Below are 15,603 nucleotides of genomic sequence, written 5' to 3' on the forward strand. Positions count from 1 at the left end.
CCCGTGCCCGACCACGTCACCGACGACGAGCGCCACCCGGCCGTCCGCCACCGTGAACGCGTCGAACCAGTCTCCGCCGGCCGCGGTGTCCGCGTCGGCCAGCAGGTAACTCGCCGCCACCTCCAGCGTCGGCAGCACCGGCAACCCCACCGGAAGCAGTTCCTGCTGCAGTGCGTAGATGACATCACACGCCTGCTCGTAGCGTTGCTCCGCCTCACCGCTCTTCGCCCGGGCGGTCTGCCGCTCGCGCACCTGCTCGGTGACGTCCACCGCGCTGACGATCACGCCGCGCACGCTGCCGTCCGGACCGAACCACGGGTAGTCGACGTAGTCGACGAACATCTCCACCAGCCCGGCCTGCGGGTGCTGGAACTGGATCCGGAACTCGCGCAGCGCCTCGGACCGCCCGGTGGCGTAAACCCGCTCGTGGATCTCCATCACGTGCTGGCCGACGGCTTCGGCGAACAGCTCGCTGATCGGAGCGCCGATCATCTCCTCGCGTCCGACGTACTCCCGATAGGCGGCCGTGGTCGCCGCCACCCGCAGCTGCGGCCCCTCCAGCGCGATCACCAGCAGCGGCAGAGCGTCGAAGACCTGCTGCACCGTGGCCGCGTCACCCACCCGACGGGCCAGCCGCTCCTCCTCGCCCCCGGCCGGGATATCCGCCACCGCCGTCGGCCCTTCCGCCTGTCACCTCGGGAACCTGACCAGGACTGCCGGGCGGCAGCGGTCAGGACACCGCGCTCGGCCTGCGCACTGCAGGTCCACCCTCCAATGCCCGGCGGCGGTCCGGGAAAACCGCGAGCAGGTGCCACGCCCCGGATACCTCGATGACCAGATCCACCGCGCGCGACGGCACCACCCGCAACGGCGAGCCCCATCTCGGGCCGCCGTCGTTCGCCGCGAGCAGCGCGCGCAGCCCGCTCGCGTCGAAGAACTCCACGTCCGCCAGGTCGGCGACCAGCGGCACACCCGGTTCCCTGCCGCGCTCGAGCGCCGCGGCCAGCTGCGCGCAGGTCGACATGTCCACCTCGCCGGCGACGTCCACCACCTGGCAGCCGCCCTGCGAGGACACCGCGATCTGTAACCGCTGCACGGGCGTCACCTCCACGCCCTCACGGCCCCACCCAACGCGAAGCGAAGCCTCTGCTCAGGGCTTTACGCACCCACCGTACCGACGATGGGCGACCGGTCACAGACCCGGAGACGGACTTCGCGCGGATGGCCCAAGGCCCAAGCCGAACGCGAAAAGCGGCGCGCCGCGCAAAACGCTCGTCAAGCGCTTTGCGCGGCGCGCCGCCGGTACCGCGAACGTGCCGGTCTTATCGCCCGGCGCTGGCTTAGGCGCCCTTGTTCTGGGCGTTCTCGGCGGCCTGGGCCTCGATCTGCCGGCGCACGTCGTCCATGTCCAGCTCGCGCGCCTTGCCGATCAGCTCCTCGAGAGCCGGCTCGGGCAGCGCCCCGGCCTGCGAGTACACCACGATCCCGTCCCGCGCGATCATCAGCGTCGGGATCGCGGAGATGTTGAACGCGCCCGCCAACTCGGGCTGCGCCTCGGTGTCGACCTTGCCGAAGGTGATGTCCGTGTGCCGCTCCGACGCGCGGTCGTAGATCGGCGCGAACATCCGGCACGGACCGCACCAGGACGCCCAGAAATCGACCAAGGTGATGCCGTCGCCCGACACGGTCTGCTCGAAGTTCTCCGTGGTCAATTCGACCGTCGCCATCGCACTCTCCCTGTCCGGCGTTTGCCCTCATCAACATACCGGCGGCCCGCCGCATTCCCCGCGCATACCGCGCCGACTGACTCGAAAGAACCCGGCGCAGGAGTGCCGCACCGTCGCTACAGCGCGGCGTCGAGCACGCGGGAGAGCGCCGCACCGTCCGCGGCCGCGGCGCTGATCAGCACCCCGGGACCGGACAGGCGCATGGCGGCGACGGCCACTCCCGGGTCGTCCTGCGCCGTGACGCCCGCGAACTCGGCGCGCGGCGCAGACTCGCCGGCCCAGGCGGGATCGACGATCAGCATCACGCCCACCGCGCGATGGCCGCCGCTGCCGGCCGGCCCGAGCGAGCCGGGGTGGCGCGGACCCATCGCGACCTCGCGGTCGAGCAGCACCCGCCCGGCCCGCACCACCCGCAGCCGCGTCGAGACCGAACCGGGTTCCTCGCCGTCGCGGCCGAGGATCAGCTCGTCGCGCCACACGAGCCGGGCGTCGGCGGCCAATTCGACCCTGGCGAAGGTGCGGTGCCGCGCGCCGCGCGCGGCGACGAGCGGCTGCGGCGACCAGTACAGCGCGCCGCCCTCGCCGACCCGCGCCTGGATCTCCAGGCTCGACTCGCGCCCGTTCGGGCCGGGCAGCGCGATCGACGCGGAGACGCCGTGCACCTCCAGCCGCGCTCCGGGACCGAGGTCGACCGAGCAGCGCAGCGCGTCGCCGCCCAGCGGACCGGCCGAGCCGCCGACCAGGCACACCCGGGCCGGGGCCGGCGCGACCTCGCCGCCGCAGTGCCCGTTGAGCAGGTTCGGGCCGGACAGGCCGTCGAAACCGGGACCGAGGCCGGAGGCGGAACCGAAGCCGGAACCCGCGTCACGTCCGGTCACGCGCCGCACCAGCAGCGGCGCCTCTCCGGCGAGCGTGGTCAGCCTGGTCGTGCCGTCGGGCTGGCGACGCGCGACGATGCGTGCAGATGCCCTCACGAGCCGGCCGCCTCACCGCCGGGACCGGTCGTCGACCCGGCGGCCGCGCCGATCGCGGTCGCGGCCGTGAGCCTGCGCTCGGCCAGCAGCTTCCTGACCCAGTCGGCGACCGCGGGAGCGCCCGGGTGCTCGGCGAGCGAAACGAACACCGTCGGGGCCTCGCCCCTTCTCGCCGCGGCGCCGCGGCGCAGCACGTCCAGGTCCGCGTGCACCGCCCCGGCGAGATCCGTCTTGTTGACCACCAACAGGTCCGCGTTGGTGACACCAGGGCCCGCCTTGTGCGCAGTACGGTCCCCGGCCGCGACATCGAGCACGAACACCGCCCGGTCGGTCAGACCCCTGCTGAACGTCGCGCCGAGATCGGTGCCGCCGCTCTCGATCAGCAGCAGGTCCGGAGCGAAGCGCGCCTCCAGCGCCGCGGCGGCGTCGGCGTTGGCCCGCAGGTCGTCGCGGATGGCGGCCTGCGGGGCGCAGCCGGTCCACACCGCGGCGATCCGGTCCGGTTCCAGCGCGCCGTTTCTCAGCAGCAAGTCGGTGTCCGTCTGCAAGTCAGGGTCGTTGAGAACCACGGCCAGGGACAGCTCGGCGCGCAGCGCGGAGCAGAGTCCTGCGATGAGGGTGGTCTTGCCGGCGCCGACCGGTCCGCCGACGCCGACGCGCACGGTGCCGCGGTTCTGGTGCGCGCCCTGCGGAACCTCACGAGGCAAAGAGACGCACCTCCCGGGCCCGGCGGTGCTCCGCGGAGATGCTCAGCAGCGGCGCGCACACCGCGGGAAGCTCCTCGACCGGGCCGCGCGCCGCCTTGGCCGCGGCGGCCGCCACCTGCTCCACCTGCCCGGCCAGGGAGGCCAGCACGGCGGTGACGGCGTCCGGATCGAGCCCGAGCAGCCGGGTCGCCGCGTGCGCCGGGCCGGTGATCGACGCGAGCGCCGCCGCCGACGAGGTAGCGCCGGGATCGAGCCCTGCCACGGCGGCGGCCGCGCCGAAGGCGATCGGCTGGTGCGGGCCGTCCGGATGCAGTGAGGCGACCGCGTCGAGTAGCACGCTCGGCCACCCGGCCCGCACCGCGCGCAGCAGGTGCCTGCCAAGGGCGCGCGAGGTTTCCCGCTGCTGCGGCGACGGCGTGCGCGCGTCGTACTCGTCGTCCAGCGCCGCGGCCTCACGAGACTGGAACCCGTCCTCGCCGACCACGACCCCGCTGCTCAGCTCCAGCGCCGCCGCCGCGGCGAACGCGGCACAGGTGAGGCCGACGCTGGTGAGGCGGCCGAGCAGGAAGGCGTGCAGAGACTCGGCGTCATATACACGGCCCGCCGCGACGGCCGCCTCCAGCCCGCCGGAATGCGCGTGCATCCCGCCGGGCAGGCGGCTGTCGGCCAGCAGCAGCAGAGGAATCAGGCTCATTGCAGGAAGACAGTATCGGTATCAGGCGTCACCGGTTGGACAGCGGCGACGGCGTGTGCCGGATGAATGACGCAGCGGCAAGCGGGAGGAGTGTTGCGCGAAGCCGCGGCGTCACACATTGAGGTCCGCTGGAACATCGAGGTCCCGCGGATCGGCGAGAGCATCGCAGGGAACGAGGACGAGCTGCGCGGCGTTCGCCGCGAGGAACGCCCGCGCTCCCACCTCGCCGACCGCGTCCCGCCCCACCGCGGCCCAGTGCTCGCGGCCGAGCAGGACGGGATGACCGCGCTGACCCGCATACGACGCGGCGGCCAGTCGCGCGCCACCGCGCCATGCGGCGAGCACCGCAGCTACCGCATCCGCCCCGACCATCGGCTGGTCGACCAGGAGGATGAGCGCCGCGTCGATCGGCACGGCCCGCGCATCATCGAACTCTGAGTCGAGCGCGGCCAGTCCGGCCCGCAGCGACGAGCCGACGCCTTCATGCCAGCCCTGATTGACCACGACCCGGGCCCCGCGAAGGTCGGCGCGCTGCCGCACCTCTTCGGCTGCCGCGCCCAGCACCGCGACGACCTGCCCGCAACCGCCGGCGCGTGCCGCGTCGATCGCGCGCTCGATCAGCCGCCGGCCCCGGAACTCAAGCAGCGCCTTCGGCCCGCCCATCCGCGTCCCGGCCCCGGCGGCCAGGATCAGCGCGGCGACGCGGCCGCCGGCGCCTTCGCCCGCGGTCCTCATCGCGCCCGCAGCGCGAGGTAGAAGTCCACCTGGTGGTCGAGCCTGGCCAGATTCCGGCCCGTCAGTTGGTTGATCTTCTCGATCCGGTATCGCAGCGTATTGACGTGAATGTGCATCTCGTGCGCGCACCTGCTCCACGAGGCCGAGCAGCCGAGGAACCGGTCGAGCGTCTCTTCCAGCTGCGAGTGGTGCCTGGTGTCGTACGCGCGCAACGGACCGAGCAGCCGGTCGCGATACCCGCGCCGCAACTCGTCCGGCACATGCGCGAGAAGCACCAGGTGCGAGGCCAGCTCGTCGTGCTCGGTCAGCTCCAGCCGGCCGGGTCGGCGCATGGCCAGCCGCAGCGCGAGCCGGGCCTCCTCGATCGCCCCGGCCAGGTCCGCGGCCTGGGTGAACCGGTCGCTGAGCCCGACCGCGACGCGGCTGCGGCCGAGACCGGGGGAGAGGGCGGTGAGCCGGGCGCGCAGAGTTGCCGCCGTCGCGGACGCGGCCCGGGCGGAGGCCGTGGTCGTCGCGCCGGAGCCGGCCGGACCGGAGGAAGGGTCACCGCGCGCGCCTGCCTCGCCCTCGGAAGCCGGCGGCGTCAGCACGAGAGGATCCGCGCTGAGCGCCACCGCGTACGCCGCGCCGAGCCACGGATCGCCGCTCCCACCGTCATCCCGCGCCAAGCGCGCATCGCGCAAGGCCGTGCGCTTGGCCTCCTCTTCCGGCTCGTTCGCCGGCTGTCCGGCGCTCGGGCCGAAGACCGCTATCGGCACCGGCGTCTGCGCCTCGGGCGCCTCGACCAGCACCCGCGCCAGCCTGCCGACCTGCGGTCCGCCGACCCCTCCGGATACCACGCCGGGCCCGCCGTTCCCGCCGTTCGTACCGACGGCGGCCGTCACCGCCACCGCGATCGCCCGCAGTCCCGCGGCCGGATCGAGGCCGGCGACCGTCAGCCGCGCCCCTATCTCCGCCGTCGGCCCGGCCGCGGCAGCCAGGGTGACCAGCTCCCGGCCGACCCGGCGCAGCGCCCGCTGCCCTTCCGCCAGCCGGGCCCGCTCCGCGCCGATCAACCGCGCGGCGCCCCGGGCCGCGTCCCGGCGCTGCCGTGGCCACGCCCGCCAATCGCCCTCGAACACCGCGTACCAGTCGGTGACCGGCGTGCCCGGCCGGCCGGGCACCGTGTACACCGAGTAGGCCCGGCCGCGGTACTCGACCAGCCGCTCCGGCTGGGCCGCCGTCCGCAGCGCCTCGCGCGCGATCGCCGCCCGCGCCGCCGCGCTCGGCTGCTGTCCGTCGTACGCCGCGACCAGCTCGCCGGCCGCGGTGATCACGCCGCAGGCCATCCCGGTCTCCTGCGCGATCAGCCGCACGATCCCGGACATGCCCTGCTGCGCCTCTGCGGTCACCAGGCGGCGGTGCCTGGCCAGCAGCTCGCCGGCGTCTCCGGCCCGCTCGGCCGAGATCCGCCGGGAGATCCACTCGGTCAGGTCCGCGAACGCCAGCTTCGCGGGCACGTGCAGCAGCGGCACCCCGTAGCGGGTGCAGGAGGCCAGCAGCTCGCGCGGCAGCGGCGCGTCCGTCGTGTCCCCGGCCGCCAGCCCCGCGCAGCCGGCCTTCGCGATCGCGCCGACGAACAGCTCGCAGTGCTCGGTTGCGGACTTGCGCTGGTCGGCGAGCCACATCAGGCCGGAGACCACCAGCTCGCCGCCGCGCAGGTAGCGGCTCGGGTCGGGCAGGTCGGTCACCATCACCAAGCCGAGCTCGCGGTCGAGCCCGGGCGCGCCGATGACCGCCGTCAGCCCCAGCGGCGACGCCTCGACCAGGTCCCGTAAGCGCATCCGAGCAGTTCCCCTCGTCCGCGGGCAGACCGCCTCTCACGGCTGGATGTCGCGGCCTTACCAGTCACCCTAGCCGCCTGGGCTTCTCGTAGGAACCTCCAATGCCCGCGTGCCGCGGCGGTTCGCCGCTTCGTGCCATCGGCCCATGGATGCCGAGGTCAGCGGGGGATTGACTGGTCTGCGAGAAGTGACCGGATCAAACAGCGGCGGCGGACGGCCGCCGCGGCGGCGGTGTGAGAGGGCGCGACTGCTCGCGGACGAGCGTGCTCGCGGCCGCAGGGCGTGAACGGAAGTGGCCGGTGGGCGTGGTGGCGCGGGAGTCGGGTGCGGGCGCGAATGTGGGCGCGCCCGCACCCGTGCGCGCCGGGCTGGCCCGCTTCAACGGCCTGCCGGAGGGCGACGCCGCCAAAGCCCTCGGCGCCTGCTGCGCTGCGCGGCGATGGGTCGCCGCGATGACCGCCGCCCGGCCGTTCGCCGAGCAAGCGGACCTGCATCGGGCCGCGCAAGCTCAGCTCGCCGAGCTCGACTGGTCCGACATCCTCGAAGCGCTGGCGGCGCATCCCCGCATCGGCGAAAGAGCCGCCGGCGCCGGGCGTGCGGCGACGTGGTCGCGAGCCGAGCAGGCCGGAGCCGCGGACGCCGACACGCGGACCGCGGCGCAACTCGCCGCGGCAAACGCTGCCTACGAGGCCAAGTTCGGCCACGTCTACCTGATCTGCGCGACCGGACGCACCGCGGCGCAGCTGCTCGCCGCCGCGCTCGGCCGCCTCGAACACGACGAACCGACCGAACAGGCGGTGGTGCGCGATGAACTGAGCCAGATCGTACGGCTGCGGCTCGACAAGCTGCTTCTCGGCCTCGCGGAGGGGACCTGGTCGTGATGGCGAGCCTGTCCACACACGTACTCGACGCAGCCCTCGGACAACCGGCCGCCGGCCTGTCCGTTCGCCTCGAGGCCGCCACCGAGCACGGCTGGGCCACTCTCGCCGAGACCCGCACCGACCGGGACGGTCGCGTGCGTGAGGCGTTCGCCGGCCTGGACCTCGGTGTCGCGGCGGCAGCGGACGGCGGCGGCGCGTGCGGGACGTACCGGCTGGTCTTCGACACCGCGGGCTATTTCGCGGCCCGCGGCGTCAAAGACTTCTTCTATCCGCAGGTGACGGTCGGATTCCGGATCGCCGACGCGGCCGCGCACTACCACGTCCCGCTGCTGCTGAGCCCCTTCGCCTACTCCACCTACCGGGGAAGCTGACGTGCTGTATCAGCGCTCGAGTTCTGTCGTCCTCGGCAAGACGCGCTACGGCAAGGCCGAGGTGCGCATCGTGCACGTCTCCAGAAACGGAGCCGAACACGCGCTCAAGGACCTCACCGTCAGCGTCGCGCTCAGCGGCGACCAGGCCGACACCCACCTGACCGGCGACAACGCCAAGGTGCTGACCACCGACGCGCAGAAGAACGCCGTCTACGCGCTCGCCCGGCAGCACGGCGTGGCCACCGCGGAAGAGTTCGCGCTGCTGCTCACCCGCCACTTCCTCAGCACCTGCCCGTACATCGGCCACGCACGGATCGCCGTCGAAGAGTACGCGTGGGACCGCATCCCCGGCGCCGAAAGCCGGCACTCCTTCGTGCGCGGCGGCCGCGAGGTGCGCACGGCGCTCGTCCACGCCGACGCCGACGGCCGCAGCACCGTGGTCAGCGGCCTGAAGGACCTGGTCGTACTCAACACTGCGGGCTCCGAGTTCCACGGCTTCTACAAGGACGAATACACCACGCTCGCGGAAACCACCGATCGCGTCCTGGCCACGGCGGTGGACGCCCGCTGGCGCCACACCGTGCCGGCTGGGCCGGGCGAATCGACCGAGCCGAGCCAGTCGACTGAGCCGCGCGAGTCGACGCCGCAGGCCGACTGGGACAAGTCCTACGCGCGTGCCCGCGCCGCCCTCATGACCGCGTTCGCGGACACGCACAGCCTCTCCCTGCAGCAGACCCTCTACGCGATGGGGGAGCGGCTGCTGTCGCAGGACGACCGGATCGCAGAGGTCAGACTCGTCCTGCCTAACCGGCACCACTTCGCCGTCGACCTCGCTCCGTTCGGCCTGACCAACGAGAACGAGGTCTTCTACGCCGCCGACCGACCGTACGGCCTGATCGAAGGCGCGCTCGCCCGAGCCGGTATGCCGCCGGACCCCGGCGCTTGGGAGTGACCGCGGCGAAGGTTCGGATCGAGAAGACGGCGACGAGAAGACGAAAGGCAGGAGCGGCGCGACCGATGGAGTTCTTCGCCCCCACCAGCTGGGCCGAGGCCCTGGAGACCAAGGCCGCGCGCCCGGACGCCGTGCCGATCGCGGGCGGCACCGACGTGATGGTCGAGCTGAACTTCGACCTGCGCCGGCCCAGCGCCCTGCTGGACCTCGGCCGCATCAGGGAGCTGAAGGAGTGGGACGTGGTCGGCGGCACGGTCCACCTCGGCGCCGCGGTGCCTTACGCGCGGATCATCTCCGACCTGGCCGACCGCCTGCCCGCCCTGGCGATGGCTGCGCGCACCGTCGGCTCGCCGCAGATCCGCAACCGCGCCACCGTGGGCGGGAACCTGGGCACCGCCTCTCCCGCCGGCGACGCGCATCCCGCGCTGCTGGCGACCGGGGCCGTGGTCGAGGCGGAGTCCTTCCGCGGCGTGCGGCACATCCCGATCGGCGGCTTCTTCACCGGCGTCAAGCGCTCGGCGCTGGCGTCGGACGAGCTGATCCGCGCCGTGCTCATCCCGACCGCGGCCGGGCCGCAGCAGTTCGCGAAGGTCGGCTCCCGCAACGCGATGGTGATCGCGGTGTGCTCGTTCGCGCTCGCCCTCGACCTGGACCGCCGCACGGTCGGCACCGGCATCGGCTCGGCCGGGCCGACCCCGCTGGCCGCCCGCGCCGCGGAGCGCTTCCTGACCGGGGCGCTGGACTGGACGAACCTCACCGTGCCGGTCTCGGCGGCGCGCCGGTTCGGCGAACTGGTCGCCGACGCGGCCAGCCCGATCGACGACGTACGCGGCACGGCCGCGTACCGCCGCCACGCCCTCGCCGTGCTGGCCACCCGCGCGTTGCGCTGGATCCGCACCACCGGCGCCGCCGACCGAGACAGGGAACCCGTTCCGGCATGACAGAGCCCGCAATGAACGCCTCCACCCTGGACGCCGCCACGGTGAACGCCTCCATGGTGAACCCCGGCATCGACCTGACCCTGACGATCAACGGCGGCGCCCGCAGCGCCGCCGCGGTGCCCGCCGGAATCAGCCTGCTTACCGCTCTGCGCGAGCACTTCGACCTGCCGGGCCCGAAGAATGCTTGCGAGCAGGGCGAATGCGGGTCCTGCACCGTGTATCTCGACGGTGAGACGGTCTGCTCCTGCCTCGTCGCCGCCGGGCAGGCGCAGGGGCGCGAGGTTCGCACCGTGGAAGGTCTCGCCGAGGAGGGTGTGCCCGACGCAGTACAGCGGGCGTTCATCGAGTGCGGCGCGGTGCAGTGCGGCTTCTGCACCCCGGGCTTGGTCGTCGCAGTACACGATCTCGTTCATCGAACGCTGAATAACACACGGAGCAACCCGGACGACGTGCGTCCAGCGGATCGGCTCGACGACGCGATGATCCGCGAAGCACTGGCCGGCAACCTGTGCCGCTGCACCGGATACGAGAAGATCATCGAGGCGGTGCAGCAGGCCGCCGCCGAGCTTCGTGCCGCACCCGAGCGGGTGAGCGCCAAATGATCGAGAACACCAGTCCCGTGCTCATCATCGAGGGCTGCGCGATAGCGACCGTCGACGCCGGCAACACTGAATACCGCGCTGGGCACGTCATCGCGACCCACGGCGTGATCAGAGCCGTCGGCCCTGGACCCGCGCCGCGCGAGGCGAAACTCGCTCCCTCGGGCGGCGGACCGGCGCCGCGCGTGATCGACGGCTCCGGCTGCCTGCTCACCCCGGGCCTCGTCAACACCCATCACCACCTCTACCAGTGGATCTTCCGCGGCCTCGCCCAGGATTCGACCCTCTTCGACTGGCTCACGCACCTTTACCCGCGGTGGGCGCGCATCGATGAAGAAGCTGTATACGCCGCGGCCCAGGCGGGGCTCGGCTGGCTGGCGCTCACCGGGTGCACTACCAGCAGCGACCACCACTACCTCTTCCCGCGCGGCCGCGGTGACCTGCTCGGCACGACGATCATCGCGGCGCGCGGAATCGGCCTGCGCTTCGATCCGACCCGCGGGTCCATGGACCGCGGCGCCTCCGCCGGAGGACTGCCCCCCGACGAGGTGGTCGAGGACCTCGACGCGATCCTGGAGGCCAGCCAGGACGCCATCGGCCGCTACCACGATCCGCGCCCGGGATCGCTCACCCGCATCGCTCTCGCGCCCTGCTCTCCGTTCTCAGCCAGCAGCGAACTTATGATCCGCACCGCGGAACTGGCCCGCGACACCGGCGTGCGGCTGCACACCCACCTCGCCGAAACCGCCGACGAGGAAGAGTTCTGCACGGCGCAGCACGGCTGCACCCCCGCCGAATACGCCGAATCCCTCGGCTGGCTCGGCCCCGACGTGTGGCTGGCCCACTGCGTGCATCTCTCCGACGCCGCCGTCAAACGCTTCGCCGCCACCGGCACCGGCGTCTCGCACTGCCCGAGTTCCAACGCCCGGCTCGGGTCAGGACACGCCCCCGTCAAGGCCCTGATCGACGCCGGAGCGCCGGTCGGACTCGGCGTCGACGGACCGGCCTCGCAGGAGGCCGGAATGCTCGTCGAGGAGCTGCGTTCGGCTCTTTACGTCTCCCGGCTGCGCGCCGGGGCGCCGGATCCGGACAGCGCGCTCGACGCTCGGGCGGCGCTGCGTCTTGGCACCATCGGCGGCGCGCGACTGCTCGGCCGCGCCGACGAGATCGGATCTCTCGAACCCGGCAAATGCGCCGATCTCGCGCTGTGGCGCCTCGACGGGCTCCCACACGCCGACATCGCCGATCCCGTCGCAGCCCTCGTATTCGGCTCTCCGCCCCCGCTCAAGCTGCTGACCGTGCACGGCCGGCCCGTCGTGGAAGACGCGCAGTTGCTGACCGCGGACACCGCACAGCTGGCCCGCGCGGCGCGGTACGCCAGCGACCGGATGAGGGCCGCGGGCTGAGGAAGCAGGCTGAAGCAACAGGCTGAGAAAGGAGCGCAGGCCATGAACGGCAACGGGCGCCGGCAACGCCCCGGCGGCGTGGGCGACAGCCCCCTGAGACCCGACGCGGCCGCGAAGGTGCTCGGCGCCTTCGAGTACGCCTCCGACCTGAAAGCCGAAGGCATGCTCTACGGCGCGACGCTCCGCAGTCCGCACCCCAGCGCCCTGATCAAGCGCATCGACACCGCGCCCGCCCTCGCCATGCCGGGAGTGCGAGCGGTGCTCACCCACGAGGACGTGCCGGGCCGCAAGTTCTACGGCCTGATCGTGCAGGACTGCCCGGTCCTCGCCATCGACCAGGTGCGCTATCACGGCGAACCGGTCGCGATCGTCGCAGCCGACGACGCGGAAACGGCCCACCGCGCCGCGAGCGCGATCGTCGTCGAGTACGCAATCCTCCCAGCGGTCACCGATCTGCGCAGCGCGCTCTTCGATTCGGACAGTCCCCGTGTGCATCCCGGCGGGAATCTCGTGCGCCACCAGCCGATCCGCCGCGGTAACCCGGCCGATCCCGCCGTCCGCGCGATGGCTGACGTGGAAATCACCCGCGAGTATCAGGTCGGCATGCAAGACCAAGCATTCCTCGGTCCCGAAGCAGGGCTCGCGTATCCAACGGCCGACGGAGGCATCGAGCTGCACGTCGCCACGCAGTGGCTGCACGCCGACCTCGAACAGATCGCACCCTGCCTCGGCCTGCCCGAGTCGAAGGTGCACATGACGCTCGCCGGGGTCGGCGGAGCGTTCGGCGGCCGCGAGGACCTGTCGGTGCAGATCCACGCCGCGATGCTCGCCCGGCGTACCGGAAAACCGGTCCGGATGGTGTACAACCGGCAGGAATCTTTCTTCGGACACGTACATCGCCACCCGGCGATCATGCGCTACACGCACGGTGCGCGACGCGACGGCACACTCGTCTACGTCGTCGCCGAAATCCTGCTCGACGGCGGCGCCTATGCCTCGACGACCGAAGCCGTCGTCGGCAATGCGTCCTCGCTCGGCGCCGGACCATACGAGGTCGATCACGTCGCGATCGACGCCTACGGCGCCTACACGAACAATCCGCCGTGCGGCGCGATGCGCGGCTTTGGCGCGGTACAGGCGTGCTTCGCCTACGAATCGCAGATGGACGCGTTGGCGGCAGCCCTCGGCATGCACCCGCTCGACCTTCGCGCGCGCAACGCGGTGAAACAGGGCTCGACTATCGCGACCGGCCAAGTGATCGACTCCCCGGCGCCGCTGGCGGAGATGTTCGAGCAGCTGCGGGCCATGCCCATGCCGCAGGCCCCGGACCGGAACGCGCTCCTGCCGGGCGGATACGGCAACACCACGCACGGCGAGGGCGTACGGCGAGGCGTCGGCTACGGCGTCGGGATCAAGAACATCTGCTACTCAGAGGGCTTCGACGACTACGCCACCGCGCGCGTCACCCTCACTCTCGAACGCGGCGAGCCGGTCGCCTCCGTGCACACCGCGGCGGCCGAGGTCGGGCAAGGACTGGTCACGGTCCAGGGACAGATCGCCCGCACCGAACTCGGCGTCGAGCAGGTGAAGGTCGAACGCGCGGACACACGCGTCGGCTCATCAGGGTCCTCATCGGCCTCCCGGCAGTCGTACATGACCGGGGGAGCGGTGAAAGCCGCGTGCGAAGCAGTCCGTGACCGCGTCTTCCAAACAGCGCGCGAGCTCGGCGTCGACGTGCCGCAAGGCTCTGCGTTAATCGGCGGCAAGATCGTCTCAATGCTCGGAGAACCGGTCGCCGATCTGGCCGACCTCCTCGGCGACGGCACGATCGAGGAGACCCGCGAGTACCGGCACCGGCCCACCGGACCGCTCGACCGGCTCACCGGACAGGGCAGCTCACATGTCCAGTTCGCCTTCGCCGTGCACCGCGCTGTCGTCGACGTGGACGTCGAGCTGGGCCTGATCCGCGTCGTGCAGCTCGACGTCGTGCAGGACGTCGGCCGGATAATCAACCGGCTGGCACTCGAAGGGCAGATCCAGGGCGGTACGGCGCAGGGGCTCGGCCTGGCCGTGCTGGAGGAGATCGTCACGGACGGCGGGAAGGTGCTCAACCCGTCCTTCACCGACTACCTGATCCCCACGATCCTCGACATGCCGCCGCTCGGCATGCGGATCCTGGAGCACCCTGACCCGGCGTCGCCCTACGGCCTGCGCGGCGCCGGCGAACCACCGACGCTTTCCTCGACACCCGCGATCGCCGCGGCGGTGCGCGACGCGACCGGCCTCGCGCTGACCCGCGTCCCCATCCGGCCCGAGCACATCGCGCTGCGCGAGCCGCAGGAACAGGAGGCGAACGCGCATGCGTGACCTGGAGGAGACCCTGCGCTGCTGGCACACCCGCGGTGAGCCGTACGCCCTCGCGTCCGTCACCGCCGTCGCCGGAAGCGCGCCGCGCGACCTCGGTCCGGCGTTCGCGGTGGATGCCGAGGGCAATGCGGCAGGGACCGTCTCAGCGGGCTGCATCGACTCCGACGTCTACGAACTCTGTCTCGCTGTACTGGACACCGGACGCAAGGCGCGCCGCCGCTTCGATCCCGACGGACAGGGTGAGCCGTTCGCGCCGCAGCTGCCGTGCGGCGGATCGATCGAAGTCGCGGTCCGGAGGGTCGATCCGCGCACCGATCCGCTGCCGATCGCCGAGCGGACCGCCGCCGAGCGCCCGCGCCTGTTGATCTTCGGTGCGGTGCAGTTCGCCGACGCGCTCGCGACGGTTGGCAAGTTCTTGGGCTACCAGGTCACGGTGTGCGATGCGCGACCGGTCTTCGCGACGCGTGAGCGCGTGCCGGACGCGGACGAGGTGGTGGTCGAGTGGCCGCACCGCTATCTCGCGCAGACTCCGATCGACGCCCAGACCGCGATCTGCGTGCTCACGCACGACGCGAAGTTCGACGTTCCGGCGCTCGTCGAGGCGCTGCGGTCCGAGGCCGGTTACGTCGGGGCGCTCGGCTCGCGGCGGACCTGTGCGGACCGGGCCGAGCGGCTGCGTGAGGCAGGGGTCGAAGACGAGCTTCTCGCGCGCCTGCATGCGCCGATCGGGTTGGATCTCGGGGGCGGCAGCCCGCAGGAAGTCGCGCTCTCGATCTGCGCCGAGATCGTCGCCGCGACCCACGGCGGCTCTGGGCGGCCGCTGCGGGAACTCGACGGCTCGCTGCATCGTGGGCGCCGCATCGACGGGGGAGGGGCGCCCGAATTAACAGGCCCACGACTTTCGGAGGGGAGTCGTGAGTCGGGGCGGCTTGCAGACAACGCTCCGGCGGGCGCGTCATGACCCTGATGTTCCTGAACGGCGGCGCGATGCGGGGCGGGCCGCTGCATCACCTGCTGGCCGGCGCCCGGTTCGTCGGCGCGGTCCGGACGGCGCCTCGGTACCGGTTCTACTCGGTCGGTGACCGATTCCCCGCGCTCGCAGAATTAACAGGCCCACAGGAAATGGGTGCAGGTCTGGACGCAGGTGCCGGTGCGGGTCTGGGCGCGGGTGCGGGCGTGGGTGTGTCTGTCGCGGGGGAGCTGTACGAGGTGCCGTGGGAGGTGCTGCGCGAGTCGTTGCTTCCGGCCGAGCCCGCCGAGCTCGAACTGGGGGTGATCGAGCTGGAGGACGGCTCCGGCTGCCTCTCGATGATCCGCCGTCGGACGTATCAAGAGCCCCCAGGGCTTTACCGCGACATCTCAGACCACGCAGACTGGCGCTCCTACACTGCCATGCCGGCCCCGGCCGGCTCGACGGAGGAGTGAG

17 protein-coding genes are annotated in these 15,603 nt (G+C 72.3%); 9 read left to right on the plus strand and 8 right to left on the minus strand.

All coding sequences use genetic code 11. From position 1 onward, the window contains the following. From VFA06_RS13355 to VFA06_RS13390, 8 genes are all read right to left on the minus strand, one after another. The coding region (locus VFA06_RS13355; RefSeq protein WP_324840849.1) for a PAS domain-containing protein at positions 1-669 on the minus strand (669 nt) is incomplete at its 3' end. A 61-nt stretch (positions 670-730) separates the two neighbouring features. Continuing rightward, entirely contained in the window at positions 731-1,096 is a 366-nt protein-coding gene (locus tag VFA06_RS13360; protein WP_324840850.1) for an STAS domain-containing protein, read from the minus strand. A 244-nt stretch (positions 1,097-1,340) separates the two neighbouring features. Next, positions 1,341-1,727, minus strand: a complete 387-nt coding sequence (trxA, locus tag VFA06_RS13365; RefSeq protein ID WP_324840851.1) for a thioredoxin — start codon at positions 1,725-1,727, stop codon at positions 1,341-1,343. Between the two features lie 116 nt (positions 1,728-1,843). Further along, on the minus strand, positions 1,844-2,701 hold the full coding sequence (locus VFA06_RS13370; protein WP_324840852.1) for an urease accessory protein UreD: 858 nt from the start codon (positions 2,699-2,701) through the stop codon (positions 1,844-1,846). Continuing rightward, positions 2,698-3,408, minus strand: coding sequence for a GTP-binding protein (locus tag VFA06_RS13375; RefSeq protein WP_324840853.1), 711 nt, complete (start codon positions 3,406-3,408; stop codon positions 2,698-2,700). Before VFA06_RS13375 ends, VFA06_RS13370 begins: the two co-directional genes overlap by 4 nt. After that, entirely contained in the window at positions 3,398-4,102 is a 705-nt protein-coding gene (locus VFA06_RS13380; RefSeq protein ID WP_324840854.1) for an urease accessory protein UreF, read from the minus strand. The genes VFA06_RS13375 and VFA06_RS13380 overlap by 11 nt, the downstream gene beginning before the upstream one ends. A 111-nt stretch (positions 4,103-4,213) precedes the next feature. Next, positions 4,214-4,837 carry a nucleotidyltransferase family protein gene (locus VFA06_RS13385; RefSeq protein WP_324840855.1) on the minus strand — a complete coding sequence of 208 codons (624 nt, stop codon included), beginning with the start codon at positions 4,835-4,837 and terminating at the stop codon, positions 4,214-4,216. Continuing rightward, the gene (locus VFA06_RS13390) at positions 4,834-6,660 is read right to left on the minus strand and encodes a PucR family transcriptional regulator (protein WP_324840857.1); all 1,827 of its coding nucleotides are present in this window, start codon (positions 6,658-6,660) and stop codon (positions 4,834-4,836) included. The genes VFA06_RS13385 and VFA06_RS13390 overlap by 4 nt, the downstream gene beginning before the upstream one ends. 299 nt (positions 6,661-6,959) lie before the next feature. Between VFA06_RS13390 and uraD the strand changes: the two genes are divergently transcribed. The 9 genes from uraD to VFA06_RS13435 all read left to right on the plus strand — a co-directional run bounded on the left by uraD (position 6,960) and on the right by VFA06_RS13435 (position 15,602). Then, positions 6,960-7,541 (plus strand): 2-oxo-4-hydroxy-4-carboxy-5-ureidoimidazoline decarboxylase, encoded by a 582-nt coding sequence (gene uraD / locus VFA06_RS13395; RefSeq protein WP_324840858.1) that lies wholly within the window; start codon positions 6,960-6,962, stop codon positions 7,539-7,541. Further along, positions 7,541-7,912 (plus strand): hydroxyisourate hydrolase, encoded by a 372-nt coding sequence (uraH, locus tag VFA06_RS13400; RefSeq protein WP_324840859.1) that lies wholly within the window; start codon positions 7,541-7,543, stop codon positions 7,910-7,912. Before uraD ends, uraH begins: the two co-directional genes overlap by 1 nt. A 1-nt stretch (position 7,913) precedes the next feature. Next, positions 7,914-8,864 carry a factor-independent urate hydroxylase gene (gene pucL, locus VFA06_RS13405; protein WP_324840860.1) on the plus strand — a complete coding sequence of 317 codons (951 nt, stop codon included), beginning with the start codon at positions 7,914-7,916 and terminating at the stop codon, positions 8,862-8,864. Between the two features lie 65 nt (positions 8,865-8,929). Then, positions 8,930-9,805, plus strand: a complete 876-nt coding sequence (locus VFA06_RS13410) for an FAD binding domain-containing protein (RefSeq protein WP_324840861.1) — start codon at positions 8,930-8,932, stop codon at positions 9,803-9,805. A 68-nt stretch (positions 9,806-9,873) separates the two neighbouring features. Then, positions 9,874-10,407 (plus strand): (2Fe-2S)-binding protein, encoded by a 534-nt coding sequence (locus tag VFA06_RS13415; protein WP_349260172.1) that lies wholly within the window; start codon positions 9,874-9,876, stop codon positions 10,405-10,407. Then, entirely contained in the window at positions 10,404-11,810 is a 1,407-nt protein-coding gene (locus VFA06_RS13420; RefSeq protein ID WP_324840863.1) for an 8-oxoguanine deaminase, read from the plus strand. Before VFA06_RS13415 ends, VFA06_RS13420 begins: the two co-directional genes overlap by 4 nt. 42 nt (positions 11,811-11,852) lie before the next feature. Next, positions 11,853-14,177 (plus strand): xanthine dehydrogenase family protein molybdopterin-binding subunit, encoded by a 2,325-nt coding sequence (locus tag VFA06_RS13425; protein WP_324840864.1) that lies wholly within the window; start codon positions 11,853-11,855, stop codon positions 14,175-14,177. Then, positions 14,170-15,138, plus strand: a complete 969-nt coding sequence (locus VFA06_RS13430; protein WP_324840865.1) for an XdhC/CoxI family protein — start codon at positions 14,170-14,172, stop codon at positions 15,136-15,138. The genes VFA06_RS13425 and VFA06_RS13430 overlap by 8 nt, the downstream gene beginning before the upstream one ends. Then, positions 15,135-15,602, plus strand: a complete 468-nt coding sequence (locus tag VFA06_RS13435; protein ID WP_324840866.1) for an allophanate hydrolase-related protein — start codon at positions 15,135-15,137, stop codon at positions 15,600-15,602. The genes VFA06_RS13430 and VFA06_RS13435 overlap by 4 nt, the downstream gene beginning before the upstream one ends. Position 15,603: the final 1 nt, after the last annotated feature.

It is taken from the genome of Actinocrinis sp. (genome assembly GCF_035653575.1).
In the GTDB taxonomy this organism is placed as follows: Bacteria; Actinomycetota; Actinomycetes; order Streptomycetales; family Catenulisporaceae; genus Actinocrinis.